Annotated in this window: 17 protein-coding genes; 9 read left to right on the forward strand and 8 right to left on the reverse strand. The window is 37.3% G+C overall.

Annotated elements, in window-relative coordinates; all coding sequences use genetic code 11:
* Positions 1-70 precede the first annotated feature (70 nt).
* Positions 71-3751: an outer membrane protein assembly factor gene (locus EAX61_RS08230; RefSeq protein ID WP_236642005.1), complete on the forward strand. Its 3681-nt coding sequence runs from the start codon at positions 71-73 to the stop codon at positions 3749-3751.
* Between the two features lie 287 nt (positions 3752-4038).
* Here the strand turns inward: EAX61_RS08230 and EAX61_RS08235 are convergent, their stop codons facing one another.
* Positions 4039-7755: a metallophosphoesterase gene (locus tag EAX61_RS08235; protein WP_121917201.1), complete on the reverse strand. Its 3717-nt coding sequence runs from the start codon at positions 7753-7755 to the stop codon at positions 4039-4041.
* Between the two features lie 48 nt (positions 7756-7803).
* Here EAX61_RS08235 and EAX61_RS08240 point away from each other — a divergent pair, with 48 nt between their 5' ends.
* A complete protein-coding gene (locus tag EAX61_RS08240; protein ID WP_121917202.1) occupies positions 7804-9057 on the forward strand; it encodes a Pycsar system effector family protein in 1254 nt (417 codons plus the stop codon).
* A gap of 112 nt (positions 9058-9169) precedes the next feature.
* Here the strand turns inward: EAX61_RS08240 and EAX61_RS08245 are convergent, their stop codons facing one another.
* Positions 9170-11545, reverse strand: a complete 2376-nt coding sequence (locus EAX61_RS08245; RefSeq protein ID WP_121917203.1) for a GAF domain-containing protein — start codon at positions 11543-11545, stop codon at positions 9170-9172.
* Between the two features lie 98 nt (positions 11546-11643).
* Here EAX61_RS08245 and EAX61_RS08250 point away from each other — a divergent pair, with 98 nt between their 5' ends.
* Complete coding sequence (locus tag EAX61_RS08250) at positions 11644-12780, forward strand: TlpA disulfide reductase family protein (RefSeq protein ID WP_121917204.1); 1137 nt, start codon at positions 11644-11646, stop codon at positions 12778-12780.
* Positions 12781-12852: 72 nt separating this feature from the next.
* Positions 12853-13881, forward strand: a complete 1029-nt coding sequence (locus EAX61_RS08255) for an endonuclease/exonuclease/phosphatase family protein (RefSeq protein WP_236642006.1) — start codon at positions 12853-12855, stop codon at positions 13879-13881.
* Positions 13882-14004: 123 nt separating this feature from the next.
* Here the strand turns inward: EAX61_RS08255 and EAX61_RS08260 are convergent, their stop codons facing one another.
* On the reverse strand, positions 14005-14835 hold the full coding sequence (locus EAX61_RS08260; RefSeq protein WP_121917206.1) for an ABC transporter permease: 831 nt from the start codon (positions 14833-14835) through the stop codon (positions 14005-14007).
* Between the two features lie 13 nt (positions 14836-14848).
* Positions 14849-15748, reverse strand: coding sequence for an ABC transporter ATP-binding protein (locus EAX61_RS08265; RefSeq protein ID WP_121917207.1), 900 nt, complete (start codon positions 15746-15748; stop codon positions 14849-14851).
* A gap of 93 nt (positions 15749-15841) precedes the next feature.
* Here EAX61_RS08265 and EAX61_RS08270 point away from each other — a divergent pair, with 93 nt between their 5' ends.
* Positions 15842-16909 carry a hypothetical protein gene (locus EAX61_RS08270; protein WP_121917208.1) on the forward strand — a complete coding sequence of 356 codons (1068 nt, stop codon included), beginning with the start codon at positions 15842-15844 and terminating at the stop codon, positions 16907-16909.
* Here EAX61_RS08270 and EAX61_RS08275 read toward each other — a convergent pair.
* Both EAX61_RS08275 and EAX61_RS08280 read right to left on the reverse strand, forming a co-directional pair.
* Positions 16906-17961 (reverse strand): nucleoid-associated protein, encoded by a 1056-nt coding sequence (locus tag EAX61_RS08275; RefSeq protein WP_121917209.1) that lies wholly within the window; start codon positions 17959-17961, stop codon positions 16906-16908. The two genes, EAX61_RS08270 and EAX61_RS08275, sit on opposite strands and share 4 nt — an antisense overlap.
* A gap of 87 nt (positions 17962-18048) precedes the next feature.
* Positions 18049-18561 (reverse strand): IS1096 element passenger TnpR family protein, encoded by a 513-nt coding sequence (locus tag EAX61_RS08280; protein ID WP_121917210.1) that lies wholly within the window; start codon positions 18559-18561, stop codon positions 18049-18051.
* Between the two features lie 124 nt (positions 18562-18685).
* Here EAX61_RS08280 and EAX61_RS08285 point away from each other — a divergent pair, with 124 nt between their 5' ends.
* Entirely contained in the window at positions 18686-19267 is a 582-nt protein-coding gene (locus tag EAX61_RS08285) for a pseudouridine synthase (RefSeq protein ID WP_121917211.1), read from the forward strand.
* 47 nt (positions 19268-19314) lie between these two features.
* On the opposite strand, the gene EAX61_RS16685 is transcribed toward EAX61_RS08285, so the two are convergent.
* Positions 19315-19764: a cold-shock protein gene (locus EAX61_RS16685; protein ID WP_121917212.1), complete on the reverse strand. Its 450-nt coding sequence runs from the start codon at positions 19762-19764 to the stop codon at positions 19315-19317.
* Between the two features lie 277 nt (positions 19765-20041).
* Here EAX61_RS16685 and EAX61_RS08295 point away from each other — a divergent pair, with 277 nt between their 5' ends.
* Both EAX61_RS08295 and EAX61_RS08300 read left to right on the forward strand, forming a co-directional pair.
* Entirely contained in the window at positions 20042-20404 is a 363-nt protein-coding gene (locus tag EAX61_RS08295) for a hypothetical protein (protein ID WP_236642007.1), read from the forward strand.
* Between the two features lie 212 nt (positions 20405-20616).
* Positions 20617-20937 carry a hypothetical protein gene (locus EAX61_RS08300; RefSeq protein ID WP_121917213.1) on the forward strand — a complete coding sequence of 107 codons (321 nt, stop codon included), beginning with the start codon at positions 20617-20619 and terminating at the stop codon, positions 20935-20937.
* 62 nt (positions 20938-20999) lie between these two features.
* Here EAX61_RS08300 and EAX61_RS08305 read toward each other — a convergent pair whose 3' ends face one another.
* The gene (locus EAX61_RS08305; protein ID WP_236642008.1) at positions 21000-21476 is read right to left on the reverse strand and encodes a Dabb family protein; all 477 of its coding nucleotides are present in this window, start codon (positions 21474-21476) and stop codon (positions 21000-21002) included.
* Between the two features lie 253 nt (positions 21477-21729).
* Between EAX61_RS08305 and EAX61_RS08310 the strand changes: the two genes are divergently transcribed.
* Positions 21730-22596 (forward strand): sigma-70 family RNA polymerase sigma factor, encoded by an 867-nt coding sequence (locus EAX61_RS08310; protein ID WP_121917214.1) that lies wholly within the window; start codon positions 21730-21732, stop codon positions 22594-22596.
* Positions 22597-22745: the final 149 nt, after the last annotated feature.

The raw sequence follows: 22745 nt of genomic DNA on the forward strand, positions 1-22745 counted from the left end.
CATTTTGAGCGGGTTTGTTGTATTATAGCGGTAATTTCTAAGAAAGTGTCATACTTTAAACCCAATCAAATTGAAAGAATATTTACGTATCTCAAACATATCTAGGTTTTACATTCTTATTGTGACTACATTCTTTGTGAGTTGTGGTGTACAAGGTGACTTATATCGCGATAAATCAGTCACAACAACTCCTTTAAAAATAAAAGCGCAATCTTATAGAAGTATTTACTCCATTGCAAATGCTGGAGCATATCAAAAGGGGCCAAATGAACCCTTAATGATTGCAATGGGCAATTATCTCAGTGCAAATAGCAAAGAGGATGACTACCTCCTCTTTTTGGGCGATAACGTACACGGAAACGATTTAGAAAAAGACATCAATAAACGTCAACTCCAGATACAACTCGAAACTTCTCAAAAATTTAAAGGTACTCCGCTATTTCTTCAGGGAGAACTGGACTGGAACGAAGGTGGTGTAGATGGTCTTGAAGATTTAGAAACATATATCGAAGATTTTTACAAGGAGGAAGATCACTTTTTACCTAAAAACGGCTGTCCCATAGAAACCATAGATGTAAGTGATGATATTGAACTTATTTTAATCAATTCCCAATGGTATATTGAGGATTGGAGTAAGATCAAAGGTTTGAATGATAAATGCCAGCTAAAAACACGTCTACAGTTTGAAAACCTATTGAGTAGTGAAATCAGAAAAGCTGCTCACAAAACCGTGATCATTGGGATGCATCACCCTTTATATACTAATGGAGTGTATGGTGGAGAAATTCCAATAGATGTGATGTATAAACCATCTCAAGAAAATGGTTTCATACCCTTCGGAGGATTTTTGTGGTCATTCCTACGTTCGCAAGGTGGTTTATCTAAACAAGATCGTTTCAACCCAATAATGAATGACTTGATGAATATTGTTGAGCTTGCATCTAATCAAGCAGAGCGGGTCATTGTCTTGTCCGGACACGAACGAACATTACAACACATAGACCACGAGAACATCCAGCAGGTAGTTGCTGGTACTGGCAGTTCAATAAAAAGTGTAAGATTAGGGAAGCGCGGTCAATTTTCATCTACTAAAGCAGGATTCTCTGAAGTTCGTATTTACGACGATAACTCATCTACCATTCATTTTTTCACCTTAAACGACGACGGGACATTTAGCGAACTATACAACAATAAGCTTTTTGAACTAGAAGAAATGTACGATATGAGTACTTTGCCTACGTCATATCCCAAGACTCAAAAAGCATCCATTTATCCAGCTGAAGATATTCAGGTAGATGCAAAATATGAAAAATTCTGGGGCAAACATTATCGTTACGTATACGGCACAGAAGTCGAAGCCCCCATTGCGCTACTTGATACACTCTACGGGGGGCTAAAAGTTGAACGTGCTGGAGGAGGAAATCAAACGTTATCATTAAGGTTAGTGACTAAGGATGATAAGGAATACAATATGCGCGCAATTGCAAAAGATCCAATTGCCTTCCTCAAATCTTCAGGGTACAACGATCTAGACGAAGAATATTTTGATAATACTGTACCTGCCACAATCATAGAAGATTTTTATACTGCAGCTCACCCATATGGAGCCTTTGCCATACCAAGATTAGCGGGGGCAATAGAAGTAAATCACACCCACCCTATCCTCTATTACGTACCTAAACAGAAAGCTCTCGGTAATTTTAATGAAACTCACGGTGATAAACTCTATATGATTGTAGAGAAGCCTGATGGAGATTTTTCAAATTCACATATGTTTTCTAATAGTGAAGAAGTCGAGAGCACTCCAGACCTTTTTGAGGAACTGCGCGATGACGAAAACCGAAGATTAGATGAACGTAGTTATATACGTGCCCGCATTTTTGATATGCTTATAGGCGATTGGGATAGACACGAGGACCAATGGCGATGGTCTGAAAAAGAAAAAGATTCGGCAAATATTGATATTACGGAGTACATTGCTGTCCCGAGAGATAGAGATCAGGTATTTGCAAATTTTGATGGACGGTTCATAGAAAAGCTTCAGAAAGTAATGAGTGGAACCCGCTCCTTTGGGAAATATGGGCCAGATATAGAGTTCATAGCGGAGTTTAGTGAGAGCGCCATAAATCTAGATCGTGCTCTCGTTGCTAGGTCGAGTAAGGAGGTTTGGTTAGAGGAAGTGGCCTACATACAGAAACATCTTACGCCAGAAATTGTGAGTAAAGCTTTTAAAGAAGCTCCTATTGAAGTTCAAGATGATGTATGGATGGGAATACAGGAGGATTTGCTTTCGCGAAAGCGTAACCTTAAAGACATCGTCCTACGCTATTACGAGTATTTTGCCAGTTTTCAAGTATTGAAAGGAACAGATAAAGATGATTACTTTGTGATTAACAATTTAAAAAATGGCGCTGTTCAAGTACAAGGTTTCCGAATAAAGGATGGCGAGAAAGGTGCTGTTTTGTTTGATCGCACATATACTCCCGATGAGACCCAAGAAATCTGGATTTACGGATTAGATGATACGGATACTTTTGAGGTTAATGGCACCGAAAAAAGCGCTATTAAGGTCGTTATCGCTGGAGGTCTTGAAGAAGACACCTATACCGTTGAAGGCGGAAGAAACGTCAAGATTTTTGACCAGAAAAGCTATAAAAATACAATCCACTCAAAGGGTAAAGCTTCCTTCCACATAGATGACATTTATGAAAACCACGTATATGACAGCGAGAGACGTCCCGATGGTGGGATGGGTTTTGGTCTGGATATTTCGTACGATCCAGACAATGGTGTGACGCCACAGATCCAATTGAGTAAGAAGAAAATGGGTTTTGAACGCAACCCTTTTACGACAATGACTGAGATAAGTGCTCAGTACTTCTCACTCACCCAAGCCGCCGACTTTAATATGGCCTGGCATAGAAGTCACCTCTTTCACGACTGGAATTTTAAAGCTTCTGGTAGAGTCACGACTGCAAACTACACGGAAAATTTCTTTGGAGTAGGAAATGAATCTACAAATAACTTTGGATCCTTTGACGCAAATAGAATCCCACTACAAATAATTAAAGGTGGAATTGGGACCTATTATGACGGCGAGTACGGGACTTCTACATCGCTAGATGTTTTTTATGAACGATTTGATATTGATAATGCGCCTCAAAATAATAATCTACTGACGGATAGTGAATATGCTACTGCTAGGGGCATTTATCAGTATCATAGTGTAGATGATGAACGATTTACAACCAGAGGAATGCATTTTAAATTAGTCGGTAGTTTCTCAGACGAGGTTAATAGCACAAAATCTGTAGCGCAATTTGATCCTTCGATTACATTTTGGAATGCAATTGATAGATCACGAGATTTGGTTTTTAAAACACAGATCAACGCTCAACTGAGATTAGGTGACGACATTCCTTTTTATAAGTTAGCTCAACTTGGAGCAGCAAATGGATTGCGCAGTTATCGATTTGGGAGATTTCAAGGGCAACAAGCTTTATCAGGTTCTATAGATTTTGCTTATAAATTCAAACCCTTGCGTACCTCATTTTTCCCATTGAGAATTCAAGGATTTGTAGGATATGATACTGGTCGCGTATGGATCTCCGAAGAACAAAGTAATACACTACACTATAGCTACGGCGGTGGCATAAAGTTGACCACAGCTTCTGTATTAAAAGCGAATGTCCAATATTTTACTGGACCTGAAGGTGGCAGACTTGGATTTGGGTTAAGCGTAGGTTTGTAATATGATTTTCAAAATGTAAAAATGGCTTTCTAAAAAAGGAAGCCAATTTTTTATACAACCACCCCTAAATTTTGGAGGTGCTATTTATACTATATTATAATCTAACTCCTAACCTAAAGTCAATTCTCATTCCATCTTCTCCCGCAAAGGCCCCTACCTGTCCAGATACGGTTTCTACCATATTTCTAAATGAGATAAAACGGAAAGTATAAAAAAATGACTCCAAAAAAGGTAGCCATTTTTTTATACAACCACCCCTAAACTTTGGAGGTGCTATTTAAACTATATCACAATCTAACTCCTAACCTAAAGTCAATTCTTACACCATCTTCCCCCGCAAAAGCTCCTACTTGTCCAGACACAGTTTCGACCATATTAATCCAAAAACCACCTCCAAAGTCGTTGTGCCATCTTTTACTATCCTCACCATCTAACCAGACGCGACCTAAATCTGCACCTCCAAAAATTCCAATCTGAATGGGAATAAGACCCGTCTGGAAACGTTCAAAACTGTAGCGCAAATCTGCACTTCCAGCTAGGGCAGACTCGCCTATCCATCGTTGGAAACGGTACCCTCTCATTCCTGTGCGAGCTCCAAGTGCCGCACCCTGATAAAATTCAAAATCATCACCAAAGTTTATATGACTCTGCACGAGTGTCTTGAGAACGAGCTTCCTATTTCGCGAAAGCGCATTATAAAATCCTATTTTAGGCTTGAAGTAAGCATACATTCTGTCTCCTGCGCTTAAATTGCGCTTCCCTCCTATGATTGCAGCAAACTCCATTCCTCTAGTAGGATTTGCCGCATTATCTGCACTCACATACGTATAGGCGCCCTCGAGTCCTACAAAAGACTGTCCTCCAAAAAAATTATCGAGCTCAGGAATAAATACTTCATTAATAAATCGACCGTCTGTTTCTTCGATTTCGATACGCTCAAAACTTGCAACAAAGCGCAACTTACTTCCAAATGTATTATCTGACTCTACACCTATGCGGCCCATTATATTCCCATTGCGCACACGGTTATAATCTAGTCCAAGTTCGTCATCATTGTTCTCCGTTTCGTTTCCGAAACCAAAAAAGTTACTAGCAAAACTCTCGTTTGTGAAGCGTCCACCCACAATAAGATTCCATTGTCCGAAAGCATTTGCAAAGCTACCGCTGTAATTAAGGTCTACACCTTGTGTTGCAAAATAGTACCCTAGTTTAAAGGTATGTCTACTTGCAAATGGATCATCCTTAAAACCATTTGTCACAAAAACATCTGTTACTCCTATTAAAAATCCGTCGTCTGGATTAAATCCTATTGCTGGCAGAATTGAGTTCGAGCTACTAATTTTACGCTGAGGATCATAGGTATTAAAGTTGTAAATATTTGAAAACTTAAAATTTGCGCCTCCTCGTTGTTTTATGGTGTTTGGTTTTGTTTTATGTTCATAAACTTTTAAACGGCGCCCATCTTCTATATCATAAACATCATTATTCTGGCCTCCTACAATTTTCATCTTTATAGGTCTTTTTCCTTCTCCACTCACGTGAAAAGTATCGTCGTCATCTAAACCATAAATCCAAATCTCATTAGTATCACTTGCTTTTATCGTGCGATCTACAAATGGTTTCTGAATGTTTCCATCTTTAATTCTTGAAATTTGAACTCTAGTTTCGCTCTCATTACGCGTAATTTCAAAATGATCATCCTTATCTGTTCCTGTAAGAATTACTAATGAAGACAAATAGTCATAATATTTTTCTGTGATTTTTACGATGTTTTCTCGGCGCTTGCGAAGGCTCTCTTTAATCTCATCTACACCTAAATCTTGAACCTCTTTCGGTAATTTCAGGAAGGCGCGATCGATTGCCTCGTCGGAAAGGTTTTCTTGTATATATGTTGCTTGAGCAAGCCAATCTTCCTTTACAGCATTCTTTACGAGTGAGCGATCAAGCTTGATTCCAGCTTCATTGAGCCATTTAATATTTTTGAGGTTTCCATCGTAGTTCTGAAACTGCTTCGTAGCAGGTATTAACGTTTTTAATACTCCTAAAAGAGCGCCGTCAAACTTTGAAAAAACCTGATCTCTATCTCTCGGAATGGGTCTATATATCTTCTTACCACCATTGTCAAAACGTGCCCACCTCCATTGATCTGCGTGTCTATCCCAATCGCCTATAAGCATATCAAAAACACGCGCCCGCAGATAAGCGTCTTCATCTAGTTGATATTCTTCGTCATCCCTGAGGTTTTCAAATAAGTCTTCTGTACTGTCTATAGCATCTGGATTACCAAAAGATGCTACATTAAGAAAGCCTTCATCAGGACGTTCTTCTATGATATAGAGCTCATTTCCATACTCATCATTATATTTTCCTAACGCTCTTTGTTTTGGAACATAAATAAGTTTGGGGTTGGTGTGATATATTCCCACAGCGTCAGAAAGTTGGGCAACTGCAAGACTAGCGTAAGGATGGGCAGAGGTATAAAAATCTAATATAACGTCTTCTGTAAACGTATCTTCAAATTCATCTTGAACAAACTTGTCTTTAAAAGCTACGGTCTGTAAAAACTGAACTGCACTCTTACGAATGGCTCTCATATTATAATTATGACCTTTACTGTCCCTTAGTCTCAAGGATCTTGTTTGATGACCGCCGCCCTTTCTGTCGACCGTAAAACCACCCATTAAAGTGTCTAACAACGCTACTGGTGCTTCTACAGGTGTGCCATAGACTTCTCTATAATGGTCTCCCCAAATGGAACGGTGAACCTCGGAAACATCTGTATCCTCCTGTTGATAAACAGTTGCCATCACCGTTTCTGGAAATACGGTAGGTAAGCTATCTAAATTTACTTCTTTACGTGGGGGAAACACCTCTGAAGTAAACAATAAAGAGGGTTCTCCCTTGTTAGCCGCAAAATAACGTACAGCAGATGACTCATCTTCATAAATATCTAAAATTGCAAAACCCTGACCTCCATAAGAGAATAGACCATCATCTCCTAAGGCTGCTGCAGAGTTTTTTGCTCCAGCACCACTAACAATTTGTTTTATCCCATCATTTTCTATGTACTGAATACTATGTTCGTGCCCTGAGGCAAAAATTACTTTGTCTGTATCTTTTGCTAGGGTAGCGATACGCTTCATCAACTCATTATACCTTTTATTGTAGCGATCTTGAATTGATACACCTCCTTGAGATCTAATTTGAGTAATAAGTGATGCTAGTCCTGGTAATGGGAGTTTTCCCTGAGTGGGATATAGTTGTTTTCTTAAACCGTATTTACCACCGTGTATTCCATTAGTATACATTGGGTGGTGCATCGCGACGACTATCGTTTTTTCATTATTTTTCTTGAACTCGTTTTCTATTTCCAGAAAGAGATCTTCACGGTTTCTAATTGTACATTCATCATTTATGGTTGGGTAGTCATCCCAGTTGGCTAGATACCACTGAGTATCTATAATCATAAGTTCTACTTGATCTGAAACTTCTTTCATTTCGATAGGACAACCATTCTCCGGCTGGAAAGCCTCATTATCGTTTAAAGCTTTCTCTATATATTTCTCTTGCCGTTTTACACCTTCTACACCACCGGCGTACCAATCGTGGTTTCCAGGAATGAAATAAACCTGCCCTTCAAATCCTTTAACAGCATCCAGTTGTATATTGAGACGACGCTCTGCCTCGGCGCGATCTGGTGCATCTTTTTTTGGAAGGCCGGCGTCATAAATATTATCACCCAAAAAGATCGCATATTGATCTTTAGTTTTAGAAGTATCTACTACTTTTTTAAGGGCATCAAGGGCATAGGTACTACCTCCATCTTTATCTCCTCCAGCATCTCCTATGAGGTAAAAAGTTTTATGAATTTGCTTTCGCGAAAGCGTACTATTATCAAAATTTTCTGGTCTAAAATTCTCATCTGCATACTTAGCATCGTAGGTCGCACAACCCGTAATAAGTAGCCCTAGTATGAAGTTAATAAAAATGTAATGTTTTCTCATTTGTGTGAATTTGATGTACTTTAGTGGTCTAACTATCATACATTATCTATGACTGAATTACTGGAAAAGACCGATAAATTTGTAGCTGAACTATTTGAAAATGAACTCCCTAAGACGTGCATTTATCACAACTATGTTCATACAAAACGTGTTCTTAAAAGTACTCAAGAAATCATAGATAATAGTGAAAGAAAACTTAAAGATGATGAAAAGCTCATCTTACAACTTGCTGCACTTTTACACGATACAGGTTATGTAAACGGTACTAAAGACCACGAGGCTAGGAGCGCTGAAATAGCAAAAAAATTCCTTGCTGAAGAACAGGTTGATCAAAACATTATAGATGAGGTAGTTAAGGTAATTCTTGCTACCCAAATGAGCGTTGAGCCGCAGACTTTTCTAGAGAAAGTCTTACGTGATGCAGACGCCTCACACTTTGCAAAAAAATACTTTCCTGAAGCCAGCGAGTACTTGCGTCAGGAATTAAAAATTAAGGGTATTAAGGAATATACTCCTGAAGAATGGGTGTATGCAAACATTGATATGTTTACGGTACATCATAAATATTATACAGATTACGCGCAAAAAGAGTGGAAACCTAAAAAAGATGATAACCTAAACTCACTTACCAAAATACGCAAGAAGAATAAAAAAATGCGTAAAAAGGAAAAGTTTAAGGTAAAGATGAAGGACGCAAGTCCAGAAAAAGGGATACAGTCTATGTATCGTATCGCCTTAAGAAATCACATAAAACTAAGTGATATAGCAGATACGAAAGCAAACATTTTACTTTCTGTAAATGCTATTATTATTTCTCTTGCACTAGCAAACCTAATCCCAAAACTTGAGAATCCTTCAAACTCTCACCTTATATACCCTACCGCAATCTTCGTACTCTTTGCTATAATATCCATGGTATTATCTGTTCTGGCAACACGACCTAATGTTACGCGAGGTGAATTTGATAAGGAGGACGTTAAGAATAAAGAGGTTAACTTGCTTTTCTTTGGTAATTTTCACCAGATGAAATTAGAAGATTATGAGTGGGCAATAGGAGAAATGCTTAAGGACAAGGATTACATTTATAGCGCACTTACTAAGGATTTATATTTTCTAGGGGTCGTTCTCGACAGGAAATATAGATTACTTAGACTGACCTACAATGTCTTTATGGTCGGAATTATAATTTCGGTATTAACGTTTGCCGTATTCTTCCAATTTAGAGATAAAGTGCGTGAAGTAGTGCCAGAAATTGATGTTACTGCCATTCCCGATATATTACAATTAACCTTTTTATCGTAGCTGGAATAGGTAATCACATAAACCAAAATACCCGCGATGGTAAAATCGCGGGTATTTTTTCATTTTGATTTTTATCTAATATAGACTCCTGGAACTAAACAGATAGAATAACTTAAGATTTAATTTCCTCTAAAAGGTCTTCGTATGTGTAGTATTCTTTGTTGGCCCCGCTAGACTTAACTTTATAGAGAATATTTACCCGTATAGCCTTGAGTCCAGTAACTGCTTGTAGGTCTTCAAGTTCTACGATTTCAACTTCATTCCCTAAGTACTTTTTAGATTGTAAAAAATGTATATATCGCAAATACTCTTCTTCATCAGATTTTTGAGAGTAGACGATGGCAAGTTTTCCAGATTGGGTAATTCTATCTTCGGTACCTTTTATATAAGCCTTGTCTACGCGCTTTTTTACAACTTCATAACGAGCATTATAGGTACCATCTACATCAAAACGCTTTTCATCCATTCGGAAACGTACGGATAACGATGTGTTAAATACTAATATCATTGAGGCCATTTCTAGTGGCTGGGCAAGCTTTCGCGAAAGCTTAGCATATTCATTCTCCATCTCACACATTACTTGCAATTGCCAGAGGCGCAGGTTATAAAGGTATACCTTGTTGAAGTTAGTCTGCTTCGTAATAGATTCTCCTATATACATATTGTGCTCTACCCCGTCGGTTTTATAACGTTCGAAGAAGTGTGGGTACATCGCTTGGGCTTTCCTCTGCTGTTTATCCATATAAGAAGATAAACCTTTATTAAGCGTCATAACAGAGTCATCGTAGGCTTTTCTAAATTTATAAACAAGTCCTAAATTATCTTCAATCTGACCTCGATACTCATTGATAAGTCTTGCAATTGTACCTCCCTGTGTTATTAAATGAGAAAAAAGTGGTCTTATATCACGTGAGAGGAATTTTAAAACCTTACGCTCGCTATCTACATCAAGAACATTTTCTATCTCTTGTATATACGTACGAAGGTTATAAATTAATTGCTCGTAAATAGGCAATTCTTCAATTTTTAGGGCCTCATTAAGAATATCCATTGCCTTTGTAAGCTGCAGCAGTATGTCTTGTTGCGTAGCAGAGTTTCTGGCTTCAGAAGAACCTTTTATATCAATCTGACCGTAAAGAGGGTAGACATCACGAAATACTACGTCTCTAAACTGGGTATTAAAATCTCCTTCTAATTGAGCTTTATGAAAACGTCTTGCCTCCTTCTCAAATTTCCAGTAAACACTAGGGTGTATAGACGTACATTCATTTTGGATAATAAGCTCAATCTCATTTTCTTGCTGTTCCTTATCTCTAAGTACTGCATCTACAAGATATGGCATAATGTCATACAGCTTGTTTGCATTAATACTATTAAGCTCATAGGCATTAGGTGAGGCAATCTCTAGAAGTCCCAGCAGTTTCTTCTTATGACGGATTGGAGCAATTATAGCGCTTCTTATACCCTGCTCCATAAGGTTTGTATACATCTTTACAGAGGGGTCCATTTTATGATATCGCTCTACATTAGATATTGCAAAAAAATCACCAGTATTAAAAACAGTTTCGTAAGATCCAGAACAAAGGACATTTTTACACTTACTCTTTTCTGCATCATACAATAAGTAACTTTTAACATCCTTAAAAGGCACTACCTCAAACGTCCCTTCTTCAAAGTTGTAGTTAGAAAATCCTATCTCTAAGTCTGGAAGATTAAAAATAGACTGGAAAATCTGATTAAAATCTGCTGTAAAATCGTCTTGTTCATAATCGTATTTTAGAAGACCTGATTTAAACTCAGATAAGGATACATCTGTTGTTGCATCGTACATATTTGCAATGACAAATCCTCTGAAGATATAGCTATTAGGAGGAAACTTAGATCTCCACAACTCTATGTTTTCAAAGTTATCCAGCAATTCATTTACATCATCTTGAGTAATTTGGGGGGCATCGTCCGTTTTTTCTATGTCGATGTAATCACCGTTATATAAAATACGATAATGTCTCACTATTCCATTCTCATCGGGGATATCGTGATAAAATGGTCTTCTAAAATCTATATTATATTTATAAAATTGCATAAGAATAATACTACACCCCATTATGTAATAGTTATCCTCGTCAAAATTGCGAATGCTCAATTCAAAATCTTCTCCAGCAGCTGTAAGTATATTCTTAAATCGCTTCGTGCTTTGAATTATGGATTCATTAAAGGGCATCGATGCTATCTTGATTTCGTTAGATTGCAACACCATCGGGAATAAATCCTGAAAAACAATATCAAGTTGCTTTTTATATTTAGGTAACTCTTTAAAATCACTAATTCCCTCTTCTAATGCTGGATGATTGTCTAAAATCTCAATAATCTCGTTGGCACGTAGGCGTAGACTTTCACTCTCAATATCTTGAGATTCACGATACGTCTCTCCTAGCTTTTTTAAGCTAAAACGAAGGTCAAGTGGGAAATCGCGATGTCCTAAATACATTTTATTAAATTTTAGTACAAATATCCGACTTATTCGGCGATTGTATTGCTTTGAATGTGCCTTAAACTGTACTTTTGCTACCTTAATATACGATTTTTATGAAAAGATTAGCCTTAATAGTTACCATACTTTTAACTTACGCTTGCGCGAAAGAAGAAATCCAATCCGTTCAAGGTACCGCCGTTGGTATTACAGACGGTACTGAGGTATACATACAAGAACTTGGTGAGAACAATAAAATGATACCGCTAGACACAGCTGTAGTCACAAATGAAACGTTTAAATTTAAAAGACCCACCATAGCAGGTAAAGGACTCAATATTCTATCTGTTGCAGGTGTAAATGGCAGGTTACTACTTGTACAAGAAGCAGCGCCATTATCAGTTACAATTTATAAAGACAGCGTGGGCGTTTCTAAGGTTACAGGCGGTAGAGAAAATGAACTCTTTAACAACTATGTTTTAAGCAATAGAGCCAGAAACGTAAAAAAAACAGACTTACAGCAAAAAGCTAATCAAGCAAATGCTGAGACAGATGGCATTGCTGCACAGGGTTATATGAATCAAGTTAACGAATTAGATGAATCATTCATTTCTGAAAACAGATCGTTAATCGAGGAACATCCATCATCTGTAGTATCAGTTATTGCACTCTCAGACCTCATAAATGCAAAAGTCCTTAAAATAGAAGAATCTGAAACATACTTTAATAGCCTCGATACCGAAATCCAAAATTCGACTATAGGGACTAGCATTAAAAATTATATCGCACAACTTAAATCACAACGTATCGCCGAAGGTCTAGCATCTATCGGGAACAAGGCTCCAGATTTTACAGCGCCAACTCCAGATGGCAAACAACTCTCACTTTCTGAAACCTTAGGCAAGTATACTATTATAGATTTCTGGGCATCTTGGTGTCGTCCGTGCCGTATGGAAAACCCTAATGTTGTAAATGTTTACAAAAAATATCACGATAAAGGTCTTAATATTATAAGTGTATCTCTAGACAAAGCTGGGCAGGATCAGCGCTGGAAAGATGCTATACAAAAAGATGAAATGGACTGGTATCACGTTTCTAACCTCCAGTTTTGGCAGGACCCTATTGCAAAGGCTTATGGTATTCGTTCTATTCCAGCAACCTACCTACTTGATGAGAATGGTGTTATCATTGCAAAAAATTTAAGAGGAGCTGCTCTAGGTAAAAAAATGGAAGAACTTTTAGGTCAGTCTTAGGATTCACCTAATCAAATAATAAATAAAAACTAAAAAGCGCAATCTTTACGATTGCGCTTTTTACATTTACGTGTGATCATAGCATTAATTCTCATTTTTATAATTACACCTCTCCTACCCTTGCTTCCATCGCAGCATTGGTCAATACGCTTTTTTGATTTTGTAAGAATCCAATCTATCGTAATTCAAGTATTGATCCTTCTGTCTGCTATAATCTTTTGGGAGCAATGGCAGTCTATACAATGGGTTCTTATTGCTGCTCTTGTCTTGGTTTTAACATACCAATGTCACCTCGTAAGGCCATACACCCCTTTTTATCATAGACGAAAACCCGAACAAGCATTTGCTCCTAAGAAACTGAAACTTCTTACTGCAAACGTGCTACAAACTAATACTAATTATAATGCATTTATTAAAATCGTAAAGGATACTGATCCAGATATAGTAGTAACCATGGAGTCTGACAAAAAGTGGAAGGAAGCACTCTCCAAACCCTTTACTGAATACAAGCACAGGTTAGAAGCTACATTAGATAATTTTTACGGAATGCATCTGTATTCTAAAATTCCCTTTGATAAAGCAAAAATCAAATATCTTGTAGAAGCTGATGTTCCTTCCATGCATTGTGAGCTTACGTATGCTGACCAGACCTTCAATCTAATCGTAATTCATCCTGCACCACCAAGCCCAACAGAAAATGAAACCGCTGTAGAGCGCGACGCAGAGCTTATGATTGTAGGCAAAATTTGTCGTGAGCAAGGAAACTCAACTGTGGTTTGCGGTGATTTAAATGATGTGGTCTGGTCTAGAACCTCTCGCCTTTTTAAGAAAATGACTGGATATTTTGACCCGAGAGTCGGTCGCGGCCTATATCCATCATTCCACGCAAATATATGGCTATTACGCTTTCCGTTGGATCACCTGTTTTATTCTAAAGATATGCACGTCCCCGTTATGAAACGTTTGCCACGCTTTGGCTCAGACCATTTTGCGATGTATTATGAACTTGCCTTTCCTCTTGTAGATATAGACGTTGAGAACCCTGAACTCACAAGAGAAGAGCAGGAAGAAATTAATGCTCTTATAGAAGAGGCAGAGTAATTGGACGATCTAGTACTGGACAACTTTGCTTGTTACGCTTTCGCGAAATTTACTCTGAACTCGTTTCAAAAGCGTACTCAAAACCATTACCAATTTACCCTAAACCACGGAGCTCAGAATATTTTATAAATCCCTCTTTTTTAATAAGGCATACGACCCATATATAAACAAAGCACTCCAAACGATAACTATGACGACCTCATACCAATGTACGGCATAGTCAAAGCCTACATCTGCATTGAGCTGTCCAGCTGCACTCTGAACAAAATTCATACGCGTTACTGGCTGATTAATGAGATTTTGCATAGATCCAAGCGGAAGAAAATTCCAAACACTCCATCCCAAGTCTTTTCCGAAGAATTCAGCAATCACTCCTAAAGTAATCCACTCGATAACCCACCAGAAGAATAAAAACCCAAGTGCAAACGCCGAACGTTTTACAAGAATGCCCAGAAATAGGCAGAACGAGAAGAATGCAGTGAGCTTCAGGAAATAAGCTCCTAGAAATTCCAAATCACGCATAACAACACTAAACTCCGTAAAGTCTGAGAAGGCATATCCCAATATAAGAGACATTATAAAAACAAAAACAGTAGAAAAACCAGCAAATACAAGAACAGTGTAGAACTTAGAAAGTATAAACTCCTTCTTGCTCAATCCGTCGATGAGGTTTTGCTTGAGCGTACGATTGCTATATTCATTAGACGTCATAGAGACGATAACCACCGCTAAGAAAATTTTAAGAAAAGAAGCTAGCCAGGTATTTCCGTGCCAGATAAAAGGGAAATTAAAAATTCCTTGGTCTGCAATACGCACTTTTATATCGCCAAAATTAAATTCTATAGAAACGATGAGTGCTATACAAAGTAAAATACCAAAATAAGCGATACTCAGTACTTTTGCAGATTTGCTATAACGAAGTTTTTGAAATTCTATATGTAGAAGACGTAGCATAAGATGATGTGGTTTAGTTAAGGTTGTTAGTAAGTTGTAAAAACTGCTCTTCAAGACTCTCCTTACGTTTTACTAGATGTGTAAGCGCGATATCTTTAGAGTGTAGCTCGCTATTTAAAGCGTGAGCTGCTAAAGGTGAGACTAGATATCCCGTTATAAGATCACCTTCTACCTTAACTTCTCCAAAATCATTGTGATTATTTAAGTAGTCTACTAATAGTTGAGTCTGCTCACATTTAAGTTCAAAAAAGCCTTGACTTGCATTCATAGCGTCTACTCGACCAGAATAAAGCTTTACACCTTTGCGCAGGATGACCACGTGAGAGCACACTTTTTCGACCTCGTCTAGAAGGTGTGAAGCGAGTAAGATTGTAGTGCCATCTTGAGCAATTTTTTTTATAATCTCTCGGATCTGATGAATTCCTTGAGGATCTAATCCATTTGTAGGTTCGTCCAGAATTAATATCTCTGGATTATTGAGCAAGGCAGAGGCAATAGCTAATCGCTGTTTCATCCCCAGAGAAAACGTGCTAAATTTACTATCTTTTCGCTCTAGAAGCCCCACAACATCCAGTTTCTCCTCAATACGATCTGTAGGCACATCTTTAATCTTGCATACTAAAGCAAGATTTTGCTTTGCGGTCATATAGGGATAAAAATTAGGCCGCTCTATTATCGCTCCTACTTTCTTAAGCGCATCGTGAGTTGAGTTTTTCCCGTCAAACCAATGAAAATTGCCGCGAGTAGGATTAACTACATTGAGCACCATTCCGAGTGTGGTAGACTTTCCGCTTCCGTTAGGTCCCAAAATGCCATAGACGTTTCCTTTTTCTATGGTAAAAGAAAGGTCATTTACTGCCTTTACTGCGCCATAATGCTTTGTAAGATTATTAATCGTGAGGATAGTTTCCAAGATGAAAGGTTGTTTTTGATTGCTAGTGATAAGTAGACGACCTCTTCTCTCTTTTGTTACAAGCTTCTGTATCTTTACCCCAAAAGCTATGCTATGGATGAAAACCTGATGTCACGTAAAAAGCCTACGTATCCGGTTAATGAAACGCTGCAAAGATATCTTCAAAAATATAATCGAGATGTAAGAATATCGGTACACTACGATGATCTATTGCGTTTTTCTGGAGGGATAAACCTTTATGATCAGGACGACAATGACACTCTTTGGATAAGTGTATACTACCCAGAGCACGAACGTCCTGAAATAGAAGAGAGCCTCAAGAAGGTTTACGCTGTACTTATTTCTGATGGTAATGATAATGTGCTTCCATTCCTACGGGTTGCCTCTATAGACTATTGCACCTTTGGAAACTCAAAACCTTTTCGTATCAAAATTCAGAATATTTATAATGATAATTACACTTACTTCTATGTAAAGCAAGCAGATGCCAGTCGCGTATATGGCTTAGAGCTAGAGCATATACTTTCTCCTAATAGAATAAATTTTCTAGTACATCAGAAAACTCTTATAGAAGAACACATTTCTGGGATTCCGGGAGACGAGTTTATTGCGAGTTATTTGCCGCTATGTGACGACGTGGGAAAGTCCCAAATTGCAAAGGAGTTTGTAAAATTTAATGAGCGTTGTATGATTTTACTTTTAGGGGATATGCGCTCGTATAACTATGTTGTAATTCCTACTCACGATTTTGATCATATTAAATATAAAATACGTGCAATAGACTTTGACCAACAATGTTATGAAGGTAATTTTAAGGTATATAGGCCTCACATCTTCAAAGAAAACTTTAAAATGGTTGATCTAGTTTCAAATAGACTTAGCACCCAAGTAATTGAGTTATATCAAAAGGAAGAAAGAGCTGTATTAGCAAAACGTATACTGGCTTCAAAATCAAGATTAAGAGAACTCGTGCGCTGTATGACCCAGGATAAAATTTCTAACACAGACAATCTTAAACAGCTGCGCAATGACCTTTACGAATACACGAGAGACGTAAAATTTAAACGCGCAAAATCAATGGGACAAATCGTAAGAACTGCAATTGAATTTGTGCGCAGAAACTATGAGGATGTAAGTTTAAAGCGTTTAATGCAACCTTAATTCTGCTCTTTGTTAAAGTAGATTAAGTAGTAATACATTTGCTTCTCTTCATCCCAGCCTTTTTCTACAAACTTCTCCGCACTTTCTGGGTTTATAAAATCCATTTTAATCTGGATATTTGTATCTAGTTGGATTAAATTTTTAATCTTTTTGCGCTGGGAACTAACTGCCTGATTACTGATAGGGAAATCTGTGAGATCTTCAATACTATACTTAGGAGCTTGCTCCGTTTTATAGTGACGAAATTCAGGTATTAAATCCGGATTATCAATCACCTCATTTACAAAAGCACTCTCATTAAAAGAATCATTCTTTGCAAAATGATTTACCGCGCGATTCATAAATAAAACCTCTTCCTTCTTATCTTCTGCTGGTAGTACTACGTCTTTTGCAAAATCTTGACAAAATTTAAGATACTTCTTAGTGTAGAAATTATCATCTTCAAACATCTGGACAGATAAGAAATTTTCAAGCCAGTACTTTGTGTCATAGCGATTAGAATCCACAGAAAGCACTTTGTAGCCTTCCTCCTGTTTATAATTAAGAATTAAGGCACCCTTGTCTAGCTTATTAAGATTTATACCTTGCTCCAGCATCATTTCTAGATTAGAGCCATTTTCTTTAAACTGTAGAAAATCTTGCTTGAGCTCACTTTTAAAGATCCCTATTGCATCCACTTTTTGATTATCTATGCTAACATTTTCTATGTGTGCAATGTAAAGCTCTCCTGCCTTTATGTGAGGATGCTCACTCTGATCGTACAAATGCTTTGTGATTTCTTCTGATAAAAGGTGTGTTGCTCCAGGGGTTTCAAAAATCTTAGTGACAATGTTATATAGCGTGTGGAACTCAAGATCTTGCTCGTGCGCAAACTTGTAATAATTTTCTTCCTTTTCCCTAAAAGGCTTAAAAAAGAACTCTTTAATAAGTGGCGTGATTTCATCAGTAAGCGGGTACGGGTCATTAGAGACAAATAGTCCTTCGGCTTTACTCTTGTTTCCAACTCGGTGTATGGAAAGAGACTCAATTTGAGCACTATATAAGTTAATCATAAGATTGGGTATGCTATATATGTATTATTAATTAGAGGGGTTACGCTTTCGCGAAAGCGTATAAATCATTTGTTTTAGGAGATAATATTAATTCCAGTTTTCGTCAAAATTGAGATCCTGAAAATCATCTACATCATAATCATTGTCAAATTCATCTTCAGCATCGTCATCCAGCTCTACCTCAAAAGCAATGTCAGGGGCGTGAGCTGGTACTTGACCTTGAACAAACATTAAATTGGGATACGTTTGAGCTTCGTTCTTCTCTACAATCTCAGCAAGCTCTACCATAAACTGCCACATATTAAGAAAGTCATAAACATAAATTAGTCTGGTGTGATTCTCGTGTACAACGTGTTCTAATAAGGTCTCGCTCATCGTGCGTACAATTTCATCACCCTCAGAGGTATCAAACTGCGGAAACTCTACGCCTTGCTCCCACTTCTCATTACTCATATAAAATGAAGCGACTTCCATCCCATCAAAACCAAAGGATTGTATAATAGCATTGCTTAAGTCTTCTAAGGTAGCTGTTTCTTCAATTTCTAAATCACGAAAAACATCTTCCTCTGTATCCAAAATTATTCTAAAGCGATAGATCATATCGTTACATTTTTTAAGAGGGTAAAGATACTTGGTTTCCTAAGAATTGAAAGGTGATATTATACTAGTTTTAGACAAACTTTCTAACAATCTATCGGATTGTAATGTGTTATTTTTGCTCCGTATGGCAGATCATAAACATTACAAACTATATAAACCTTACGGTTACATAAGCCAGCTTCTCAGTAATGATGAGAGACAGGCCCGTAAAAAGAAATTCTTGAGTGCGCTATACAATTTTCCAGATGGAACGATGGCTGTAGGCCGTCTGGATGAGAAATCTGAGGGTCTGTTACTTATGACTACAGATGGTAAACTGAGTGATACTATAAACCGGTCGGGTATTGAAAAGGAATACTACGCCCAAGTAGACGGAGCTCTTACCGATGAGGCTATTAAACAAATATCTAACGGAGTTGAAATAGGATTTAACGGTAGAAAATATCAAACTAAACCTTGTGCTGTGCATCGTATAGTAGGAACACCAGATTTTCCTGAGAGAGAAAAAAAGATAAGGGATGAAAGACACGGACCTGCACCTTGGGTTTCTATCACAATCAAAGAAGGTAAATTTAGGCAAGTACGTAAGATGACAGCGGCGGTAGGGTTTCCTACACTACGACTTGTGCGAGTAAGAGTGGGGAGTGTTACGATTGATACTCTTAAAGTAGGCGAGGTAATTCCCGTACAAGAATTAAATCCATAAAAAAAGCCCTCTAAAAAAGGGCTTTCCTACAAATTTTAAAAAAAGTTTTAGCTTACTTTCTTCACCTTAATTGCGTTAAGACCTTTAGGTCCTCGCTCCAGTTCAAAAGAAACTTTATTACCTTCCTTAAGCTCACCATCTTGTACAGAACTTATGTGAACAAAATATTTTTCTGGAGTTTCAGAATCTTTAATAAATCCAAATCCTTTTTCGCTATTAAAAAATTCAACAAACCCTGTTTTTACTGGATCTTCTACTTCAGTTTCATCCTTTGGAGGGATTCCTAGTATAATATCTTCGGCTTCAATCTCTGGCTTCATATCAGGATCTGGTGGAGTATCTACCAGTTGTCCTAGGTGATTAACATACACAAACTCATTGAAGTCTTCACCTCCGTTTGCTTTCTTCTCTTCACGACGCTTGCGCTTTTCTTCGTTCTTTTTCAAACGTTTTTTCTCTCTTTCCTTCTTGCCAAATGTTTCTTGTGGTCTAGCCATTAATTTCTGTAATCGTATTTAGTTAAGAGCATAATCGGTTACTCCGCTATGCTGTGTAATTTATCTAACCAGTAGCAAGTACCGCGCCATAATTTCATACACTATAATAGCAAATATACGAGGAAAATGTGGATTTACGCTTTCGCGAAAGCGTAATAAAATCAAACCCAGCAACTAATGAGCCGATTTTAACAGATATGTTATACTTTTCCTTACACACGGTTAAAGCTTATGCCGAGACAGTTCTTTTATCCTATATTTAAGAAAAACAAATGATATGAAAACACCAGATACAGAAATTGCAAAAACTACAGGGTCTATACAGAAAACAACATCCCACAATAAAGGTGAAGAAAAATTTGTGGACACCTCATATAATAGCAATGTGACACAAGACGACCTGCAAGCATTGGGACAAGATTTTCAAAATAATTTACGACAAGATGCTGGAGATGATAGGCAGCTTAATGATAGAATGAAAAGAGTAGATTTTGCTGGAAAAGATCTAGATATTCCAGGAAGAACAGCAGCAAATAAGAACACGACAAACAGACTAACAGATGAAGAAAATAAACTGCATAGTCAGGGAAGTTCTTCTAATGAAAATCTAGAAGAGCAAAGTCGTCAGTATATTAAATAGATCTTACCAATACAAGTTCATAGGCTCCTAAGGAAAATAGGGGCTTTTTTTATTTAGCATTAATTTAACAAGTGATTTCCGACCGAACCTGCATATGCTCCCGTATATGTTTATGATTACCTTAGATAACAAAATTCTAGACACAATTGTCTAAGGAATCAAAAATCATAACAAAGGATTAAAAAGATCCGCTAACACTAAAACTCAATATTATGAAATCACTTTTTATGCTTCTGTTTACAGTAAGCGCTTTAATTACAGGAATTGAAAACAATATGGTAACACAGGAAGACCAAACTGTCGAAGCTTCCTTTCTGGGCATTGTAGATGGAGAGTATCACTTTGCAACGGCAACAGACAAAATTGCTTTTCAGAAAATAGATGAAGATGTTGCCGCAGCAATAAACCTTGAGGACAAGGCATTACAAGGCAAAAAATTTACAGTGAGCTACTCAACAGTAGAAGAAGAGCATGGAGATGGCGAAATTATAGAGGTTAAGACAATTACAAATTTGAAACCTCTCGAGTTATAGCACATTAAAGAATCAATCACTTTTAAAGGGACTTTTACGAAGTCCCTTTTCTTTTGAATTTATTAATCTCTTATAGTCGTAGCATCGTATACTATTACTTTGCTCCATAGATGCGAAGCCTCTTTAACAAATTTTTTATGAGCCTCTTCTTCCTGGTAAGCCACCTGTGACGCTGAGGAGTCAAACGTGACGACGAGATTGTAGGTAAAACTATCGTCCACTACATCTCTAACTGCTTTAGGTGGAGCCCCAATAAATTGTGTTTGAGCGTATGCTGAGTTATTTAAAAATGTACGTAGTGATTTTTCAAAAAGTGCTCTATCCTGATCATTATTAGGTCTATTTAACCAGAAATAAACCACGTGAGCGTAATTGGGATTAAATGTTCGGTTAGCATCTCTCTTTTGTAAGGCTTCATCCAGAACTTTAGGGATTTCTGTATTATCCTTAGCATACGTTGAATTAGTTGATAAATCTTTACAACCTACTGTAAAACAAATCATAGAGAGAAAGAACAATTGAGATATTTTTTGGTTCATATAGCCAGAGATAATTTTTGATTTATTTTTGTCTCGTGTAGTAATTTATCAAAATTTCCGCCTTACCTTATCGGCCTAGTTTAACAAATTAGCAAACCGCTCTAATTCTAAATATTTTGTTAAAGAAAATGGTCCGACAACCGATTAATGGGCGTTGCGGAGCTTAAAATTAACAATTATAGTTAAACTTTTGGAAATGGTATACTTAAAAGTTACACTAAAGTGTTATAATTGATAAACCCAACAGGAATATATGAGACAACTTAAAATCACCAAGCAGGTTACTAATAGAGAAACCAAGTCGCTTAACAGTTATTTACAAGATGTAAGTAAGATTGATCTTATTACAGCAGATGAAGAGGTAGAACTAGCACAGCGCATTCACAAAGGTGATCAAATTGCATTAGAGAAATTAACAAAAGCAAACTTGCGTTTTGTTATTTCTGTTGCAAAACAATATCAAAATCAGGGATTAGGACTTTCTGATCTTATTAATGAAGGAAATGTTGGGCTCGTTAAGGCAGCACAACGTTTTGACGAGAAGCGTGGATTCAAATTTATCTCCTACGCAGTATGGTGGATCAGACAGTCTATCTTACAAGCAATAGCAGAACACGCTCGTACGGTAAGACTTCCTTTAAATAAGATTGGAGAAATCAGTAAGATTAAAAAGGCATCAGTCTATTTACAACAATTACACGAACGTCCTCCTACCGCTGCAGAGCTTGCGCAACATCTTGATATGAGTGTAAGTCAAGTAGAGTTATCCCTTAAGAATACAAATCGTAGCCTTTCTATGGACGCTCCGTTTGCAGAAGGGGAAAACGATAATAACTTATACGATGTTTTAAGTTCTAGCGAATCTCCTAAGCCAGACAAAGATCTTATGCAAGAGTCTTTGAGCACAGAGATAGACAGGGCGCTTCAAACGCTTACAGACAAAGAGGCAGATGTAATCAGATTAAACTACGGTTTAGGTGACCAACCTGCAATGACTTTGCAAGAAATAGGAGATACTTTTGATTTAAGTCGTGAGCGTGTTCGTCAGATACGTGAGAAGGCAATACGTAGATTGAGACATACCTCTAAAAGTCATATACTTATGAAATATTTAGGATAAACTTAATAAGTTTTATAGAAATGAGGCTGTCTGAAAACTATTCGGACAGTCTTTTTTTATTAAGGGCTATTTCTATTATTCAATCGTAAATGTTTTACAAGTGCTATTTGTTATCAGTTAGTAGTTATCAGTCTGCTTTTAGATAGCTA

Origin of the sequence: Dokdonia sinensis (assembly GCF_003688895.1) — a bacterium.
Classification (GTDB): Bacteria; Bacteroidota; Bacteroidia; order Flavobacteriales; family Flavobacteriaceae; genus Dokdonia; species Dokdonia sinensis.

Excerpts from the sequence above, each read along its gene's own strand:
- EAX61_RS08235 (WP_121917201.1), bottom strand. The coding sequence starts at position 7,755 with ATGAGAAAACATTACATTTTTATTAACTTCATACTAGGGCTACTTATT.
- EAX61_RS08240 (WP_121917202.1), top strand. The coding sequence starts at position 7,804 with ATGACTGAATTACTGGAAAAGACCGATAAATTTGTAGCTGAACTATTT.
- EAX61_RS08245 (WP_121917203.1), bottom strand. The coding sequence starts at position 11,545 with ATGTATTTAGGACATCGCGATTTCCCACTTGACCTTCGTTTTAGCTTA.
- EAX61_RS08250 (WP_121917204.1), top strand. The coding sequence starts at position 11,644 with ATGAAAAGATTAGCCTTAATAGTTACCATACTTTTAACTTACGCTTGC.
- EAX61_RS08260 (WP_121917206.1), bottom strand. The coding sequence starts at position 14,835 with ATGCTACGTCTTCTACATATAGAATTTCAAAAACTTCGTTATAGCAAA.
- EAX61_RS08270 (WP_121917208.1), top strand. The coding sequence starts at position 15,842 with ATGGATGAAAACCTGATGTCACGTAAAAAGCCTACGTATCCGGTTAAT.
- EAX61_RS08275 (WP_121917209.1), bottom strand. The coding sequence starts at position 17,961 with ATGATTAACTTATATAGTGCTCAAATTGAGTCTCTTTCCATACACCGA.
- EAX61_RS08280 (WP_121917210.1), bottom strand. The coding sequence starts at position 18,561 with ATGATCTATCGCTTTAGAATAATTTTGGATACAGAGGAAGATGTTTTT.
- EAX61_RS08285 (WP_121917211.1), top strand. The coding sequence starts at position 18,686 with ATGGCAGATCATAAACATTACAAACTATATAAACCTTACGGTTACATA.
- EAX61_RS16685 (WP_121917212.1), bottom strand. The coding sequence starts at position 19,764 with ATGGCTAGACCACAAGAAACATTTGGCAAGAAGGAAAGAGAGAAAAAA.
- EAX61_RS08295 (WP_236642007.1), top strand. The coding sequence starts at position 20,042 with ATGAAAACACCAGATACAGAAATTGCAAAAACTACAGGGTCTATACAG.
- EAX61_RS08300 (WP_121917213.1), top strand. The coding sequence starts at position 20,617 with ATGAAATCACTTTTTATGCTTCTGTTTACAGTAAGCGCTTTAATTACA.
- EAX61_RS08305 (WP_236642008.1), bottom strand. The coding sequence starts at position 21,476 with ATGAACCAAAAAATATCTCAATTGTTCTTTCTCTCTATGATTTGTTTT.
- EAX61_RS08310 (WP_121917214.1), top strand. The coding sequence starts at position 21,730 with ATGAGACAACTTAAAATCACCAAGCAGGTTACTAATAGAGAAACCAAG.